Below are 15,225 nucleotides of genomic sequence, written 5' to 3'. Positions count from 1 at the left end.
GGTGTCGTTCGATGCCCATCGACGGTGGCGCATGGGACGGCGCGGTTGCTAACGAGGTAGAGGTATGAATGAGCTTTTCACCCGGCACGAGCTGGCCTGCATCCTGTTGCGGGTGCCGGAGACCGGGGATCTGTCGCTCGATCGCTTGATCGCGCAGTCGCGCGCGCTGGACCATCGCTCGCCGATGGAGATGGCGGTGGCGCTGGAGCAGTCGGTGCGGCGCGAGGGTGCGGTGCAGCAGGCGCGGCGCAAGGCGGCGATCGACGACGAGCTGGCCCATCTGCTGCGCGAGCAGCAGCGGGCGCGGGCCGAGGTCGGCGGGGCGGACTAGCGCCGCGCTCAGTAGGGCGGGGCCTTGATCTGGCCGGCGGCGTAGGCGATGCGGTCGAAGTAGGCGGCGCGCTCGTCGGCGTCGGCGTAGTTGTAGAGCTGCTGGGCGTAGTCCGAGAGCAGGTCGATGCTCGGCTGCACCGCCTCGAGGATCTCGTCGGTGGCCGCCTGGTAGACGACCAGCGGCACGGTCTCGCCCTTGAGCTTGCGCGCGGCGGCGTCGAGGGTCAGCGCCTTGAGCGCCGAGGCCTTGAACTTGGCCCCGCGCAGGGTGCTCGGCGAGCCGCTGAAGTCGATCGTCTCGGTGACGATCCAGCGCTCCTTGCGCAGCGCGAAGTCGACATAGAGGTTGCCGTGGCCCTCGATCGGGTACTTGGGCACCACCATGCCGCGGTCGATGTCGTCCTCCTGCTTGGCGAGCAGCTGCAGCACCTCGAACTGCTGGCGGATGACGGTCTCGAGCCGGGTGACGGGCTCGACGCGCTTGTGCTTGAGCGGCGGCTTGACCAGGTCGGAGAGGATCGACTGCACCTGCTGCTCGTAGTCCTGGCCCTGTTCGAGATGGAACTCGCCGAGCGCCGAGAGACGGATGCTGCCGAGGTTGGCGAGCACCTGGTGCTGTTGCTCGGGGCGCTCGATGCCCTCGATCAGGGCAGAGAAGTAGGGCGGGTAGTCGCGCAGCATCTGCTCGTCGAACCTGGGGTCGAGCGCGCGCACCTTGTGCAGCGAGGGCAGCAGGCGCACGTCGAGTCCCGCGGGGCGGAACACCACCACGCCGATGTTGACGGTCTCGCCGCGGCGGGTGTCGGGGACGACGCGGATGACGGCGTACTTGAGACGTTCAGAAGGCATGATCGATCACCGTGGCGACCTGCTCGAGCCGGGCGATGCGCTGGTTGCGCCACCAGTCGTCGAGCTTGACCGCGATGCCGTGCGGCAGCCAGTGCGGCGGCAGGTCGCGACAGCAGCGTTCGAGGGTATCGTTGGGGAGTGAGTAGAGCCGGCCGGTGACGCGCAGCGCGGCGTCGCGATCGAAGCCGTGCAGGCGCATCAGGGCGTGCGCCACCACCAGGGTGTTGCAGGTCGGCGAGAGCATCGGTACCGGCCAGCCGGCCATCAGCAGGGCGCGGCTGAAGTCGGTGGCGACCACCGCGGCGACGCTGTGGTTGGGGTCGCGCCGCACCAGGAAGTTGCCGAGATGGCGGTTCTGGTTGCCGACGAAGAGGTCGAAGGCGAGGATCGCCGAGAGCACCTGGCTCGACACCCCGCCCTTGGTCATCAGCAACACCCGCGCCTCCTGGGTGGCGAGGGTGCCGCCCTCCCAGGGCGAGGCGAAGGCCATGGTGCCGTCGGGCAGTTGCGCGATCTCGCCGCCGAGCACCGGCAGGTCGCAGGCCAGCGCCAGGCGGGTGCAGATCAGCTCGGTGGCGGGGAGCAGCGCGGCGTCGCTGCTGCGCTTGATGGCGTAGGTCAGGCCGTCGATGCCGACGCCGATCGCGCGCAGGTCGTTCTCGCCCAGATCGACGGGGTCGAGACGCACGATTTCCAAGGGCCACAGGCGTCCCTGCATGAGGGGGCTCACTCCTTGCGGGCCAGGGGGTCCGCAATCTGGTTCAGTAGTTCGAGATCGGCCGCGCCCGACCGCCCGCCGTCGAGCACCGTCGCACTGCGCACGGACGCGGCGCGCGCCCGGTGGTGCCTGGGCGGCGCGTCGGCGGTGGACGACGACGGGGAGGGCGGCGTGGTCGCTGCGGGGCCTGCCGGCTCTTCGCCGCTCGGCAGTGATGCGCCACCAAGGGCTAGCGCCCGGGCGGTGTCGGCACGGGCCGCGAGGTCATCTGCCGCGATGTGCCGCCGCGTGCGACCGGCTCGCGCCGGGTCGGCGACTGCGCGCAGCGCCGCTGGCCAAGCCGGTTGCGCCAACGCATCCGTACAAGCCTACAACCGAAGTTGTCGGACGGCAAACACCGCCGCGCCGGGGCGCCGCCGCCGGGTGTCCGCGGTCGGTCTCGACGTCGCGCTCAGTCGAGCGCCTGGGCGGCCTTGAGATGGCTCTCGCAGCCCTCGCGCTTGAGCGCGTCGGTGCCGGCCTTGTCGACACAGCGCTGATACTCATCGATCAGTCGCAGGCGTTCCTTGGCGACGGTCTCCTGCGCCTTGTAGGCGCGTTTCTGGGCCCGCGCGGCGCCACCGCAGGCAGTGGTCGAGAGCGCGAACAGGGCGACGAGCAGCAGGGTCAGCAGGCGCATGGTCTCGGTGGTCTGGGCAGGTTGGATTTTGGGTCGCGTCAGTCTAGCAAAACCGCCCCGATCTTGTGGGTTGCATGGGGCGAGTGGTTAGCGCTCTCGGCGCTGCCGAGACGGGCTGAGCGCGTTCGTCCGAGCCCGGCGCATGCCGTCATGAGGCTAAGCGGTTGTTTTCATAAGGGCGCGATGTGCGATCGCGTCATGCGCGAAAATAAAGGTTATTGCGTTGCTGCGGTGGCGGGCTAACCTTGTCCCCAGTGAGTGTGCGACTTCCCCGGTCCGGTCTGGCTCGGTCGGTTGCACCCGGCGCCTTGCCCGGCGCCCCCATGCCACCTCGCGCGGAGGATGTTCCATGGTTTCGATGCCGCGCGGCGCCGTGCCGCTCCGGTCTGCCCGTCGCTCGGGGGCGGTGTTGTCGTTGTGTTCGCTGCTGATCCTTGGCTGTGTCCCCGGCGGTGATGCGCCGCCCGCCGCCGAGCCGCCCTCGGTCGGGGTGATCGCCGTCACCGAGGAGCGGGTCAATCCCTATTTCGAGTTCGTCGGCAAGACCCGCGCGGCCGATACCGTGGCGTTGCGCGCGCGGGTGACCGGCTTCCTGCTCGAGCGCGCCTTCCAGGAGGGCGGCCAGGTCGAGACCGATGATCTGCTCTTTCGCATCGAGCCCGAGCAGTATCAGGCAAGCCTCGCCCAGGCCGAGGCGCAACTGAGTGCCGCCGAGGCCTCGCTCAACCGCGCCCAGGTCGATCTCGCGCGCTATCAGGAGCTGGCCAAGGCCAAGAACGTCAGCCAGCAGAAGGTCGACGAGGCCCAGGCCGAGGTGTTGGTGCAGGAGGCGGCGGTCGAGACCGCCCAGGCCGACATCCAGAAGGCCCAGCTCAACGTCGACTACACCGAGATCCGCGCGCCGATCGCCGGGCGCATCGACCTGGCCGCCTTCGATGTCGGCAACCTGGTCGAACCCGCCTCCGGGGTGCTGGCCACCATCAACCGCATGGACCCGATCAAGGTCGCCTTCTCGATCGCCGAGACCTGGTACCTGGAGCTGGCGCAGGCCGGGGCGCGGGCACGTCAGGGACAGGACCCGGATGAGCTGGCCGCCCCCGGCAAGCAGCATTTCGTGCCGCAGATCCGCCTGCCCGACGGCTCGCTCTATCCCCACGACGGCTGGTTCGACTTCTTCGACAACAAGGTCGACGAGACCACCGGCACGGTGCTGATCCGCGCCCAGTTCCCCAACCCCGACCAGCTGCTGCTGCCCGGGCAGTTCGTCACCGTGGTGATCGAACGGCGCGAGGCGGTCTCGGCGGTGGTGGTGCCGCAGGCGGCGCTGCTCACCGACCAGGGCGGCAGTTATGTGCTGGTGGTCGGCGACGACGACAAGGTCGAGCGCCGCCGGGTCAAGACCGGGCAGCGCTTCGGTACCCGTCAGGTGATCGAGGAGGGGCTCGAGTCCGGCGAGCGCATCGTGCTCTACGGCATCCAGAAGGTGCGCCCGGGTATCCAGGTGCGCCCGGAGACCACCACGCCGCCCGGCGACCCGCTCGCCGCGACCGGGCCGGGTTCGAGCGGCGAGAACGGTGGCGGCGATGGTGACGACGCCGCGCCCGCCGCGCGCGACTGAGCCCATGGGCGAACCGACCGGAGCATTGCGATGACGCTGTCCAAGTTCTTCATCAACCGGCCGAAGTTCGCCTTCGTCATCTCCATCGTGATCTCGCTGGCCGGGGTGCTGGCGCTGCTCGGGCTGCCGGTGGCGCAGTTCCCCGAGATCACCCCGCCGACGGTGAGCGTCAGCACCCAGTACGCCGGGGCCAGCGCCGAGGTCGTCGAGGAGACGGTTGCCGCCCCCATCGAGCAGGAGGTCAACGGCATCGAGGGCATGATCTACATGTCCTCGAAGTCCGACAACGACGGGCGCTACAGCCTCACCGTCACCTTCGAGATCGGCACCGACGCCGACATGGCCCAGGTCAAGGTGCAGAACCGCGTCGCCCAGGCCGAGCCCAAGCTGCCCGAGGAGGTGCGCCGCCAGGGGGTGAAGACCGAGAAGCAGTCGACCAACATGCTGCTGATCGTCAACCTCTACTCGCCCGATCTGAGCCTCGACGCGCTCTATCTCAACAACTACGCCACCATCAACATCAAGGATGCGCTCGGGCGCGTCAACGGGGTCGGCAAGGCCGAGATCCTCGGGGTGATGGATTACGGCATGCGCTTCTGGCTCAAGCCCGATCGCATGACCGCGCTGGGGGTGAGCGTCGCCGATCTCCAGAACGCGGTGGCGACGCAGAACGTGCAGGTGCCGGCCGGTCAGATCGGCGCGCCGCCGGCGCCGGTCGATCAGCAGTTCCAGTACACGGTGACCACCAAGGGGCGGCTGACCGAGCCCGAGGAGTTCGCCGACATCATCATCCGCATGAATCCCGACGGCTCGGCGATCCGCGTCGGCGACGTCGCCCGGGTGGAGCTCGGCGCCCAGGCCTATTCGGCCTCGGGGCGGCTCGACGGGCGCCCCTCGGTGGTGCTCGCCGTCTACCAGACCCCGGACGCCAACGCCCTGGCCACCGCCGCGGCGGTGCGCGCGCAGCTTGCCGAACTCGCCGAGCGCTTCCCCGATGGCATGGAGCAGGCCATCCTCTACGACACCACCAACTTCATCTCGGCCTCGATCGACGAGGTCAAGGTGACGCTCTATCAGGCCGTCGGCCTGGTGGTGCTGGTGGTGTTCCTGTTCCTCGGCGACTGGCGCACCACGCTGATCCCCGGCATCGCCATCCCGGTGTCGCTGATCGGCACCTTCGCGGTGCTCGCCGTCCTGGGCTTCACCCTCAACACCATCGTGCTGTTCGCGCTGATCCTGGCCATCGGCATCGTCGTCGATGATGCCATCATCGTGGTCGAGAACGTGCAGCGGCTGATGGCCGAGGAGGGGCTCGACCAGAAGGCGGCGACGGCCAAGGCGATGGATCAGGTCGGCGGCGCGGTGATCGCCACCACCCTGGTGCTGCTCGCGGTGTTCGTGCCGGTCGGCTTCATGCCCGGGATCACCGGCCAGCTCTACCAGCAGTTCGCGGTGACCATCGCGGTGGCGGTGTCGATCTCCTCGATCAACGCCCTGACCCTGAGCCCGGCGCTGTGCTCGGTGCTGCTGCGCCCGGGGCGCAAGCCGCTGCGCTGGCTCAACTGGTTCGAGCGGCTGTTCGGCCGGCTCACCGCGGGCTATACCGCCGCGGTGAAGATGACGGTGCGCCGCGCCGCGCTGATCTCGTTGCTCTATGTCGGGCTGATCGCCGCCACCGGCTGGCTGTTCACCCACCTGCCCAGCGGCTTCCTGCCCGAGGAGGATCAGGGCTACTTCTTCATCGAGGTGCAGCTCCCCGACGCCGCCTCGCTCACCCGTACCGAGACCGTGCTCGGGCGTGTCGAGCAGCAACTGCTGGAGATCCCCGGGGTGACCAACGTCATCTCGGTGTCCGGCTACTCGATGCTCAACGGCGCCTTCGGTTCCAACAGCGCGCTGGTGATCCCGGTGCTCGCGCCCTGGGACGAGCGCCAGGACACCGGGCTGCGCCTGCCGGCGATCGTCGCCGCCGCCCAGGGCGTGGCCGCGCGCACCATCGATGCCAACGTCATCCCCTTCGTGCCGCCGGCGATCCCCGGCCTTGGCAACTCCGGCGGCTTCTCCTTCGTGCTCCAGGACTACAGCGGCGGCGACCTGCAGACGTTCGCCGCGGCGATGCGCGGCTTCATCGTCGCAGCCAACAGCCAGCCCGAGATCGGCAGTGCCTTCAGTACCTTCCGCGCCGACGTGCCGATGCTCTTCCTCCAGGTCAATCGCGACAAGGTCGAGACCCTGCAGGTGCCGCTCAACGAGCTGTTCGCCACCCTCCAGGCCCAGCTCGGCTCGGTCTACATCAACGACTTCAACAAGTTCGGCCGCACCTGGCGGGTGATGGCCCAGGCCGAAGGGGAGTTCCGCGACACCCCGAGCGACATCCTCCGTCTGTTCGTGCGCAGCAGCGACGGCGAGATGGTGCCGGTGGCCACCCTGGCCGAGGTCGAGACCATCACCGGGCCGCAGATCATGGCCCGCTACAACCTCTTCCGCTCGGCCGATATCTCCGGCGCGGCCGCCCCCGGCTACAGCTCGGGGCAGGCGATCGCGGCGATGGAGCGCACCGCCGACGAGACCCTGCCGAGCGGCTTCGGCTACGAGTGGACGAGCATGTCCTACCAGGAGATCGAGGCCGCCGGGCAGGCGCCGCTGATCTTCGGTCTGGCGCTGCTGTTCGTCTATCTCTTCCTCGTCGCCCAGTACGAGAGCTGGGCGATCCCGCTGGCGGTGCTGCTGGCGGTACCGGTGGCGGTGTTCGGCGCCCTCGCCACGGTCGGCGCCGCCGGGCTCGACGTCAACCTCTACACCCAGATCGGGCTGGTGATGCTGATCGGGCTGGCGGCGAAGAACGCCATCCTCATCGTCGAGTTCGCCAAGGAACAGCGCGAGGTCGAGGGGCTGTCGATCTACGATGCTGCGGTCAAGGCCGCGCGGCTGCGCTTTCGCGCGGTGATGATGACCGCGCTCTCCTTCCTCCTCGGCATCCTCCCGCTGGTGTTCGCCTCGGGGGCCGGGGCGGGCTCGCGGGTGGCGCTGGGCACGGCGGTGTTCGGCGGCATGCTCGCCGCCACCGTGGTCGGTATCCTGCTGATCCCGGTGACCTATTTCGTCATGCAGTCCCTGCGCGAGTGGCTCAAGGGCGCCGGTTGGCGCCGCCGCGCCGATGCCACCCGATAGCCCCACGGCGATGCGCGCGCTGATCGCGCGCATCCGCCGCGAGCTGCCGCTCGACGACCCCGCAGCCCGGGTCTGTCACGGCGCCTGCGCCGGTGGCTGCGCGCCCAAGCTGCTGGAGTTCATCGAGCAACAGCTCGACGACTGGGAGTGGCGCCTGGCCGCCGGTGCCCGCCCGGGGCTTGCCGAGCTCTCGGCGCTCGCGCGCAGCGCCCGCCGGGTGCACGCGGTGCTGGTGCGCGAGGGACTGCTGGCGGCGCCCGCCGAGCCCATCCACGACTGATGCCGGGCGCCGCGCGCGGCGCCAGGAGCGAAAAGCCTCATGTCCGACCCCGCCGACCCGCTGCTGGCGCTGGTGCGCGCCTTCGCCCGCGATTCGCGCCTGGCCATCGCCCCCGAGACCATCGGGCCCGACACCCGGCTCGAGACCGATCTCGGGCTCGACAGCCTCAGCCGCGCCGAGCTCAACGCCCGCATCGAGCAGGGACTCGGGATCGAGCTGCCCGAGCGCGCGCTGCTCGCCGCCACCGTCGCCGAACTGCAGGCGCTGGCGCGCGCGCGCGGCGCGGTGGGGCCGGGGCCGACCCTGCGCCTGGTGCCCGACCCCGACGCCCACGCCGGCACCCCGGCGGAGGCCGAAACCCTGCTCGAGGTGCTCGACTGGCACTGCGCGCGTCAGGGCGAGCGGGTGCACATCCACTGGTACGACGCCGAGGACCGCGTCCACCCGATCCGCTATCGCGAGCTTGCCGAGGGCGCGGCACGGGTGGCCAACCGGCTGCGCGGCGCCGGGGTGCGTCCTGGTGAGACGGTGGCGCTGATGCTGCCGAGCGGGCCGGATTACTTCTTCAGCTTCTTCGGCGTGCTGCGCGCCGGTGCCGTGCCGGTGCCGATCTACCCGCCGGCGCGTCCCCAGCTCATCGAGGATCATCTGCGCCGGCATGCCCGCATCCTCGCCAACGCCGGCTGCGTGGCGATGCTCACCGAGGGCGCGGCGGCGCGGGTCGCGGCGGTGCTGCGGCTGCAGCTGCCGGCGCTCGGCGCGGTGCTCACCCTCGACGGACTCGAGCGCGAGCCGAGCGTGATCGAGGCGCCGGCGGCGACGGCCGACGACCTCGCCTTCCTGCAATACACCTCGGGCAGCACCGGCGCGCCCAAGGGGGTGATGCTCAGCCACGCCGAGCTGCTCGCCAACATCCGCGCCATGGGTGAGGCGGTGGCGATCACCCCCGAGGACCGCTTCGTCAGCTGGCTGCCGCTCTATCACGACATGGGGCTGATCGGCGCCTGGCTCGGCAGCCTCTATTTCGCCATCCCGCTGGTCTCGCTCTCGCCGCTGGCCTTTCTCGCCCGGCCCCGGCGCTGGCTGCAGGCGATCGCCGATCATCGCGCCACCCTCTCGGCGGCGCCCAACTTCGCCTACGAGCTCTGTCTCAGTCGCATCGGCGAGCAGCAGCTCGCCGGACTCGACCTCGGCAGCTGGCGCCGCGCCTTCAACGGCGCCGAGCCGGTGAGCGCCGAGACCCTGGAGCGCTTCGCCGCGCGCTTCGCCCGCTGCGGGCTGCGCGCCGAGACGCTCGCCCCGGTCTATGGGCTGGCCGAGGCGGCGGTGGGGCTGTGCTTCCCGCCGCCGACCCGGGGGCCGAGGATTGACTGCATCGATCGCGAGCGCCTCGCCGAGAGCGGCTATGCGCTGCGCGTCGACTGTGACGACCCCGGCGCGCAGCGCGTGGTCGGCTGCGGTCGGCCGCTGCCGGGGTATCGGCTGCGGGTGGTCGACGCCCGGCGCGTGCCCTTGCCCGAGCGTCACGAGGGGCTGGTGCAGTTCCAGGGGCCCTCGGCGACCCGGGGCTATTACCGCAACCCCGAGGCGAGCGCCGCGCTGATTCATGACGGCTGGCACGAGACCGGCGATCGCGGCTATCTCGCCGACGGCGAGATCCATCTCACCGGCCGGGTCAAGGATCTGATCATCCGCGGCGGGCGCAACCTCTACCCCTACGAGCTGGAGCAGGCCATCGGCGCCCTGCGCGGGGTGCGCCAGGGCTGCGTGGTGGCCTTCGCCGCGCGCGATTCGGGGCAGGGCAGCGAGCGCCTGGTGGTGGTCGCCGAGACCAAGGAGCGCGACCCCGGGCGGCGCGCGCTGCTGCGCCAGCGCATCCTCGCGCGCGCCGGCGAGGTGCTCGGCGCGCCGCCGGACGAGATCGTGCTCGCGCCGCCGCGCGCGGTGCTCAAGACCTCCAGCGGCAAGCTGCGGCGCGGCGACACCCGCGCGCGCTATCTCGCCGGGCGCATCCAGACGACGCCGGCCTCGCCCTGGTGGCAGCTCGCGCGGGTCACCCTCGCCGGGCTGCGGGTGCGCATGCTGGCCGACCTCGGCACGCTGCCGCAGCGGCTCTACGCCGTCCATGTCTGGCTGATGCTGGCGCTGATCGCGCCGCCGTGCTGGCTGGCGGTGGCGCTGCTGCCGGGGCGGGGGCTGCGCTGGGCGGTGGCGCGGCGTGCCGCCGGGTTGCTGCGCCGGCTCGTCGGCGTGCGCCTGGAGGTCGCGGGGCGCGAGCGGCTGCCGCCGCCGGGCGCGCCCTGGGTGCTGGTGGCCAACCACCAGAGCTATGTCGATGCCCTGGTGCTGGCCGAGGCGATCGGTCGGCCGTTGTGCTTCGTCGCCAAACGCGAGCTGGGACGCAACCGGCTCGCCGCCTACTTCCTGCAGCGGCTCGACTGCGTGCTGGTCGATCGCTTCGATGTCCGCGCCGGCGGCGCGGCGCTCGCTGCGCTGCACGCGCGGCTCGCCGCCGGGTGTCCGCTGGCGCTCTTTCCCGAGGCGACCTTCCGCGTTCGCCCCGGCCTGCTGCCCTTCCGCATGGGCGCCTTCGCGCTGGCCGCCGAGACGGCGGCGCCGCTGGTGCCGGTGGCGCTCGACGGCACCCGCGAGCTGCTCGCCGGCGCCCGCCTTTTCTCACCGCGACGCGGGCGGGTGAGGGTGTATATTGGGCCGCCGCTGGTCCCCGAGGGCGCCGGTTGGGGCGCCGCGGTGGCGTTGCGCGAGCAGGCGCGACAGTGGATCGAGACGCGGGTGGCGGGCGGTTGAACGACTTCGAGCGTGGAGGGGTGATGCAGAGAGATACCGACCGACGGATGCTCGAGCAGATCGAACAGCAGGCCGATCTCGCGACTGCGCGGGTACTGGAGATCGGTTGCGGCAGTGGCCGGGTCAGCGCGCGCCTGGCCGCGCGTGCCGGTGCGCTGGTGGCGCTCGATCCGGTACAGTCGGCGCTGCATGCGGCGCGCGCGCGCCTGCCCGCTCAGGCGCTGGTGGCGGCGAGCGGCGAGCGCCTGCCGTTCGCCCCGGCGCGCTTCGATCTGGTGGTCTTCACCCTGTCGCTGCACCATCATCGCGATCCCGCGCGGGCGCTCGCCGAGGCGGCGCGGGTGCTGGCCCCGGGCGGGCGGGTGCTGGTGATCGAGCCCGACGAGAGCGGGCGGCTCGAGCGGGTGTTCGCCCAACTCGTCGACGAGGGTGCCGAGGTCGCCGCGGCGCAGCGCGCGGTGGCGCGCTGTCCGTTGCGCCTCGCCTACGACGCCGGGTTCAGTGGCTGCTGGCGCTTCGAGGATCGCAGCGAGCTGATCGGCTCGGTGTTCGATCATTATGCGCTGCCCGAGGACCCGACGGCGGTGGCGCGCATCGATGCGCTGCTCGGCCCCGATGGCGCCGCGCGTCCGATCCTGCTCGAAGACCGCATGCGGCTGCAGACGCTGCTGCCGGGCTGAGCGCGCGCTCGCACGGGCATGCTCTCCGGGGTCCTCGACCGGACCCCGATCCATTGAACCGATGCTCGACCGGGCCGCCGCACGGCGGGGCCGGCGCGGCACTGTGATGCTTGAGTCTACGTATGGGTTATGTGTATCTCGGGCTGGCGATCATTGCCGAGGTGATCGCGACCTCGGCGCTGAAGTTCTCCGACGGCTTCACCCGGCTGGTGCCGAGTCTGGTGGTGGTGATCGGCTATGCCGCCGCCTTCTACTGTCTGGCGCTGGTGCTGCGTACCATCCCCATCGGTGTCGCCTATGCGATCTGGGCGGGGATGGGGATCGTGCTGATCGCGGTGATCGGCGCCCTGGTGTTCGGTCAGGTCCCGGACTGGCCGGCGATCCTCGGCATGGGGCTGATCCTCGCCGGGGTACTGGTGATCAACCTGTTCTCGCGCACCGCCGGGCACTGAGACGGGCTAGGACGGTGGGGCCGGGGTCTCGCGCAGTGCTGCGACGGTGGCACCGAAGTGCTCGGTGGTGTAGCGCTCCAGACGCAGCTCGGGCGGCCAGTCATCGGCGCCGAGCCCGGCCTTGAGACGCAGCGCGGCGAGGAAGGCGGCGGGCTCGGGCAGTTGCGCCCAGACCGCGGGCAGGAAGGTCGCGCGGCGCCGTCCCGCGCGCAGCACCACGCCGTCGACACCGGGGCGCAGCGCGGCGCGGCACCCGGCCTCGTCGGTGCAGTCGATCGCGACCGGCAGGGAGAGCACCGAGATCTCCAGGTGCAGCCCGTCCAGCTCGGCGCCGTCCAGCGGCGCGAAGCGCGGGTCGGCGAAGGCGGCGGCGTGGGCGTTGGCGGCGACATCACGCACCAGCGCCCGTCGCGGTTCGAGGCTGCCGACACAGCCGCGCAGCGCACCGGCGTGCTCGAGGGTGACGAAGCAGGCGCCCTCGGCGCGCAGCGGCGGCGGGTAGCGCGCGGGGTCGGGGTCGAGCCGCGCGCCGCCCGCGAGCCCGTGGTCGATGGCCTGCAGCGCCACGCGCAGCAGCAGGGCGCGGGCCTCGGCGTCGAGTGCGCGTTCAGTGGAAGGCATAGGCGCCATAGCCGACGACCTGTTGCGGGGTCCCCGAGACCGCGCCCGAGTCGCCGAGCGCCAGGGTGTGCGCGGCCAGCCCGTGGCGTCGGGCGAGCGCCAGCAGGCCGCGCAGCGGATAGCAGCCGCAGGCGTGATCCGGGGTGATGGCCGCGGCGTCGAGCCGCTCGATCGCCGTCGAGGTGGCGCGATCGAGTGCCTGGGCCTCGGCGCGCAGCTGGTAGTGGCTGAGATCGGAGCTGACCACGATCAGCGTCTCCGCGCCGCCCCACAGCGCCTCGAGCAGGGCGACGAGTTCGGCCGTCGGGGTCTCGCCGACGACCAGCGGGACCAGCGAGAAGTCGTCGAGCGCGCGCTGCAGGAAGGGCAGCTGGACCTCCAGGCTGTGCTCCTCGGCATGCGCGGCCTCGAGGGTGTGCACCCAGTCGAAGGCCAGCGCCTGGGCGATGGCGACCTGATCGAGCGCGACCTCGCCGAGCGGGGTGGCGAAGGCCGTCGCCGCGCTGGTGGCGATGCCGCGCACCGCCACCCGGTGCGCCGGGCCGAGCAGCACCACCCGGCGGATGCGCGCGCGCGCCTCGCCGAGCGCCGCATAGGCGTGTCCGGCGATCGCGCCGCTGTAGCGATAGCCGGCGTGGGGGACGACGATCGCCTTGGGCGTCGGGCCGGTGGCGGCGACGGCGAGATAGCCGTCGATCTCGGCGCCGAGCGCCTCGGGGCTGGCCGGGTAGAAGCGCCCGGCAACGGCGGGTGGTCGAGTCTGTGGCATGTCGGTTTCTCCCGATCGGGACCCATCGACGCTGCTGGTCGGGCTTGGTTATGCTAGCGACTCCGGGCGCCGTCGCCCGGGACCATGCCCGTTGACTGATGCGCTGGCGCGGGAGTCCGTTACCGTGCGAATCGATCGTGATGCGCGACCGCATCCCCTGTTCCATTATCGTCGTTGTCGGCGAGAGGGCAACGCCCGCGCCGTCGCGCCCTCCCGGATGCGCGGGTGAGCGTGGTGGCGCCGTTTGCCCGTCGCTGGCCTCGTCGTCTCTGGCGCGCGCCCTTGCTGGTGCTGATGCTGGCGGTGGGCGCGGCGCAGGCGCGTGGTCTCGACACGCTCCAGGCACGCGCCGATTTCCTCGCCGCCGAGCGCGCGCTCGCGCGGGGCGATGGCGAGACCTTCGCCCGGCTCGAGCGCGCATTGCGCGACTATCCGCTCCATCCCTATCTGCGCTTCGCCGAGCTCACCGCCGACCTCGACAACACGCCGGACGCGGCCATCGAGCGTTTCCTCGCCGTCGAGCCCGAGAGCCAGCTCGCCTGGCGGTTGCGCCGCGCCTATCTCGAACGCCTCGCCGCGGCCGGGCGCTGGGCCGATTACCGCAGGCTCTATCGGCCCGAGGAGGATGTCGAGCGGCGTTGTCTCTATCTGCGCGCGCTGATCGAGACCGGCGCGAGCGCGCGCGCCCTCGCCGAGGTCGAGCCGCTGTGGCGCAGCGGGCGTTCTCAGCCGGATGCCTGCGACCCGGTGTTCGATGCCTGGCGCGCCGCCGGGGGACTGACCCCCGAGCGGGTGTGGGCGCGCATCCGGCTTGCGCTCGAGGCCGGCCAGGACGGACTCGCGCGTCATCTCGGCGCCGATCTGCCGGCGCGCGAGCGCCCCTGGCTCGAACGCTGGCTGGCGCTGCGCGCCGCCCCCGAGCGGCTGCCTGACACCGGCGCCGCGCTGCCCCCGCAGCCGCTGCGCGCGGTGCTCCTCGCCGACGTGCTGACACGGCTTGCCGCGCGCGATGCCGAGCGCGCGCGTACTGCCTTCGCGCGGTGGCGCGCGGCGCTCGACCTCGACGCCGAGGCCGCCGACCGGGTCCGCGCCGCGCTCGGCGAGGCGCTGGTGGAGCGCGGCGATGCCGCCGGCGGGTTCGCCCTGTGGGACGGGCTGCGCGCCCTGCCCGAGACGCTCGATGCGCAGGAGAGACGGCTGCGCGCGGCGCTCGCGCGAGGCGAGTGGGACTGGGTGGCGCGCTGGGTCGAGCGCATGCCCGAGGGCGAGGTCAAGACCGATCGCTGGCTCTACTGGCAGGCCCGCGCCGAGGCCGAGCTGGGGCACCCGGAGGCGGCGCGGGCGCTGTTCGCGCGCGCCGCCCGCGCGCGCAGCCTGTGGGGTTTCATGGCCGCCGACCGACTCGACCTGCCCTATCGCATGCACCACCGGGTGACCCCGGCCGAGCCCGCGCGCATCGCCCGCCTCACCGCGCTGGCGCCGGTGCGGCGGATGCGCGAACTCGACGCCCTCGGGCGCGACACCGAGATGCGCCGCGAGTGGCGCGCGCTGACCCGCGACCTCGACCGCGCCGACCTGCTCGCCGCGGCCTATGTCGCCGACGTCTTCGGCTGGCACGATCAGGCGATCCGCACCCTGGCGCGCACCGATTACTGGGACGATCTGGCGCTGCGCTTCCCGCTCGCCCATCGCGCCGAGGTCGAGGCCGCCGCGCGCGCCCAGGGGCTCGCCCCGGCGTGGGTGTTCGCGGTGATCCGCCAGGAGAGCGTGTTCGCGCGCACGCTCGCCTCGCACGCCGGCGCCGTCGGGCTGATGCAGCTGTTGCCGAGCACCGCGCGCGACATGGCCGAAGCGCTCGGCACGCCGCTCGAGTCGCGCTGGGCGCTGCTCGACCCGGGGCGCAACATCGGTCTCGGCAGCGCCTATCTGGCGCGGATGCAGGGGCGTTTCGAGCATGTCGCCCTGGCCACCGCCGCCTACAACGCCGGCCCCGCGCGGGTCGCGCGGTGGCGCCCGACGCGCGCGCTCGCCACCGACCGCTGGATCGCCACCATCCCCTTCGTCGAGACCCGCGGCTATGTCGAGCGGGTGCTCACCTACCGCGCCATCTACGCCGCCCGACTCGACAGCGACCGCCCCCGGGTCCGCGACTGGCTGGCACCCCGGGTCGCGCCGGCGGGGGAGTGAGGCGGGGCGTCAGCGACCAGCCGCCAGCTGAAAAGCTTGAACCGCTAAGATACCGTCTTT

The 15,225-nt window shown here is 71.9% G+C and carries 13 protein-coding genes; 8 read left to right on the top strand and 5 right to left on the bottom strand.

The features are described from left to right. Window positions 1–64 precede the first annotated feature (64 nt). Window positions 65–331, top strand: a complete 267-nt coding sequence (locus tag ACAM26_RS11615; protein WP_062273843.1) for a hypothetical protein — start codon at window positions 65–67, stop codon at window positions 329–331. An 8-nt stretch (window positions 332–339) separates the two neighbouring features. Here the strand turns inward: ACAM26_RS11615 and ACAM26_RS11610 are convergent, their stop codons facing one another. The 3 genes from ACAM26_RS11610 to ACAM26_RS11600 form a co-directional block, all read right to left on the bottom strand. After that, window positions 340–1,182, bottom strand: coding sequence for a DUF3037 domain-containing protein (locus tag ACAM26_RS11610; protein WP_123141499.1), 843 nt, complete (start codon window positions 1,180–1,182; stop codon window positions 340–342). After that, window positions 1,172–1,900 (bottom strand): hypothetical protein, encoded by a 729-nt coding sequence (locus tag ACAM26_RS11605; RefSeq protein WP_123141500.1) that lies wholly within the window; start codon window positions 1,898–1,900, stop codon window positions 1,172–1,174. Before ACAM26_RS11605 ends, ACAM26_RS11610 begins: the two co-directional genes overlap by 11 nt. A gap of 451 nt (window positions 1,901–2,351) precedes the next feature. Further along, window positions 2,352–2,579 carry a hypothetical protein gene (locus ACAM26_RS11600; RefSeq protein ID WP_123141501.1) on the bottom strand — a complete coding sequence of 76 codons (228 nt, stop codon included), beginning with the start codon at window positions 2,577–2,579 and terminating at the stop codon, window positions 2,352–2,354. Between the two features lie 349 nt (window positions 2,580–2,928). Between ACAM26_RS11600 and ACAM26_RS11595 the strand changes: the two genes are divergently transcribed. The 6 genes from ACAM26_RS11595 to ACAM26_RS11570 all read left to right on the top strand — a co-directional run bounded on the left by ACAM26_RS11595 (window position 2,929) and on the right by ACAM26_RS11570 (window position 11,588). After that, window positions 2,929–4,197, top strand: a complete 1,269-nt coding sequence (locus ACAM26_RS11595; RefSeq protein ID WP_223806096.1) for an efflux RND transporter periplasmic adaptor subunit — start codon at window positions 2,929–2,931, stop codon at window positions 4,195–4,197. Between the two features lie 30 nt (window positions 4,198–4,227). After that, complete coding sequence (locus ACAM26_RS11590; RefSeq protein ID WP_369613712.1) at window positions 4,228–7,368, top strand: efflux RND transporter permease subunit; 3,141 nt, start codon at window positions 4,228–4,230, stop codon at window positions 7,366–7,368. Between the two features lie 10 nt (window positions 7,369–7,378). Next, a complete protein-coding gene (locus tag ACAM26_RS11585; protein ID WP_223806097.1) occupies window positions 7,379–7,648 on the top strand; it encodes a hypothetical protein in 270 nt (89 codons plus the stop codon). A 39-nt stretch (window positions 7,649–7,687) separates the two neighbouring features. After that, on the top strand, window positions 7,688–10,456 hold the full coding sequence (locus ACAM26_RS11580; RefSeq protein ID WP_369613711.1) for an AMP-binding protein: 2,769 nt from the start codon (window positions 7,688–7,690) through the stop codon (window positions 10,454–10,456). Window positions 10,457–10,479: 23 nt separating this feature from the next. Further along, window positions 10,480–11,136 carry a class I SAM-dependent methyltransferase gene (locus ACAM26_RS11575; RefSeq protein WP_369613710.1) on the top strand — a complete coding sequence of 219 codons (657 nt, stop codon included), beginning with the start codon at window positions 10,480–10,482 and terminating at the stop codon, window positions 11,134–11,136. Between the two features lie 122 nt (window positions 11,137–11,258). Continuing rightward, complete coding sequence (locus ACAM26_RS11570; RefSeq protein ID WP_123141507.1) at window positions 11,259–11,588, top strand: SMR family transporter; 330 nt, start codon at window positions 11,259–11,261, stop codon at window positions 11,586–11,588. Between the two features lie 6 nt (window positions 11,589–11,594). Here ACAM26_RS11570 and amrA read toward each other — a convergent pair whose 3' ends face one another. Together amrA and amrB are read right to left on the bottom strand one after the other, a co-directional pair. After that, window positions 11,595–12,209: an AmmeMemoRadiSam system protein A gene (amrA, locus tag ACAM26_RS11565; RefSeq protein ID WP_369613709.1), complete on the bottom strand. Its 615-nt coding sequence runs from the start codon at window positions 12,207–12,209 to the stop codon at window positions 11,595–11,597. Next, window positions 12,196–12,978, bottom strand: coding sequence for an AmmeMemoRadiSam system protein B (amrB, locus tag ACAM26_RS11560; RefSeq protein WP_369613708.1), 783 nt, complete (start codon window positions 12,976–12,978; stop codon window positions 12,196–12,198). The genes amrA and amrB overlap by 14 nt, the downstream gene beginning before the upstream one ends. A gap of 225 nt (window positions 12,979–13,203) precedes the next feature. Here amrB and ACAM26_RS11555 point away from each other — a divergent pair, with 225 nt between their 5' ends. Next, window positions 13,204–15,165: a transglycosylase SLT domain-containing protein gene (locus ACAM26_RS11555; RefSeq protein WP_369613707.1), complete on the top strand. Its 1,962-nt coding sequence runs from the start codon at window positions 13,204–13,206 to the stop codon at window positions 15,163–15,165. Window positions 15,166–15,225 lie beyond the last annotated feature (60 nt).

The organism is Marichromatium sp. PS1 (genome assembly GCF_041155115.1).
Classification (GTDB): Bacteria; Pseudomonadota; Gammaproteobacteria; order Chromatiales; family Chromatiaceae; genus Marichromatium; species Marichromatium gracile.
Note: the sequence above shows the minus strand (reverse complement) of the source record. Positions and strands in the feature narration are given on the sequence as shown.

Coding starts and splice junctions, on each gene's coding strand:
- ACAM26_RS11615 (WP_062273843.1), top strand. CDS start 65: ATGAATGAGCTTTTCACCCGGCACGAGCTGGCCTGCATCCTGTTGCGG.
- ACAM26_RS11610 (WP_123141499.1), bottom strand. CDS start 1,182: ATGCCTTCTGAACGTCTCAAGTACGCCGTCATCCGCGTCGTCCCCGAC.
- ACAM26_RS11605 (WP_123141500.1), bottom strand. CDS start 1,900: ATGCAGGGACGCCTGTGGCCCTTGGAAATCGTGCGTCTCGACCCCGTC.
- ACAM26_RS11600 (WP_123141501.1), bottom strand. CDS start 2,579: ATGCGCCTGCTGACCCTGCTGCTCGTCGCCCTGTTCGCGCTCTCGACC.
- ACAM26_RS11595 (WP_223806096.1), top strand. CDS start 2,929: ATGGTTTCGATGCCGCGCGGCGCCGTGCCGCTCCGGTCTGCCCGTCGC.
- ACAM26_RS11590 (WP_369613712.1), top strand. CDS start 4,228: ATGACGCTGTCCAAGTTCTTCATCAACCGGCCGAAGTTCGCCTTCGTC.
- ACAM26_RS11585 (WP_223806097.1), top strand. CDS start 7,379: ATGCGCGCGCTGATCGCGCGCATCCGCCGCGAGCTGCCGCTCGACGAC.
- ACAM26_RS11580 (WP_369613711.1), top strand. CDS start 7,688: ATGTCCGACCCCGCCGACCCGCTGCTGGCGCTGGTGCGCGCCTTCGCC.
- ACAM26_RS11575 (WP_369613710.1), top strand. CDS start 10,480: ATGCAGAGAGATACCGACCGACGGATGCTCGAGCAGATCGAACAGCAG.
- ACAM26_RS11570 (WP_123141507.1), top strand. CDS start 11,259: ATGGGTTATGTGTATCTCGGGCTGGCGATCATTGCCGAGGTGATCGCG.
- amrA (WP_369613709.1), bottom strand. CDS start 12,209: ATGCCTTCCACTGAACGCGCACTCGACGCCGAGGCCCGCGCCCTGCTG.
- amrB (WP_369613708.1), bottom strand. CDS start 12,978: ATGCCACAGACTCGACCACCCGCCGTTGCCGGGCGCTTCTACCCGGCC.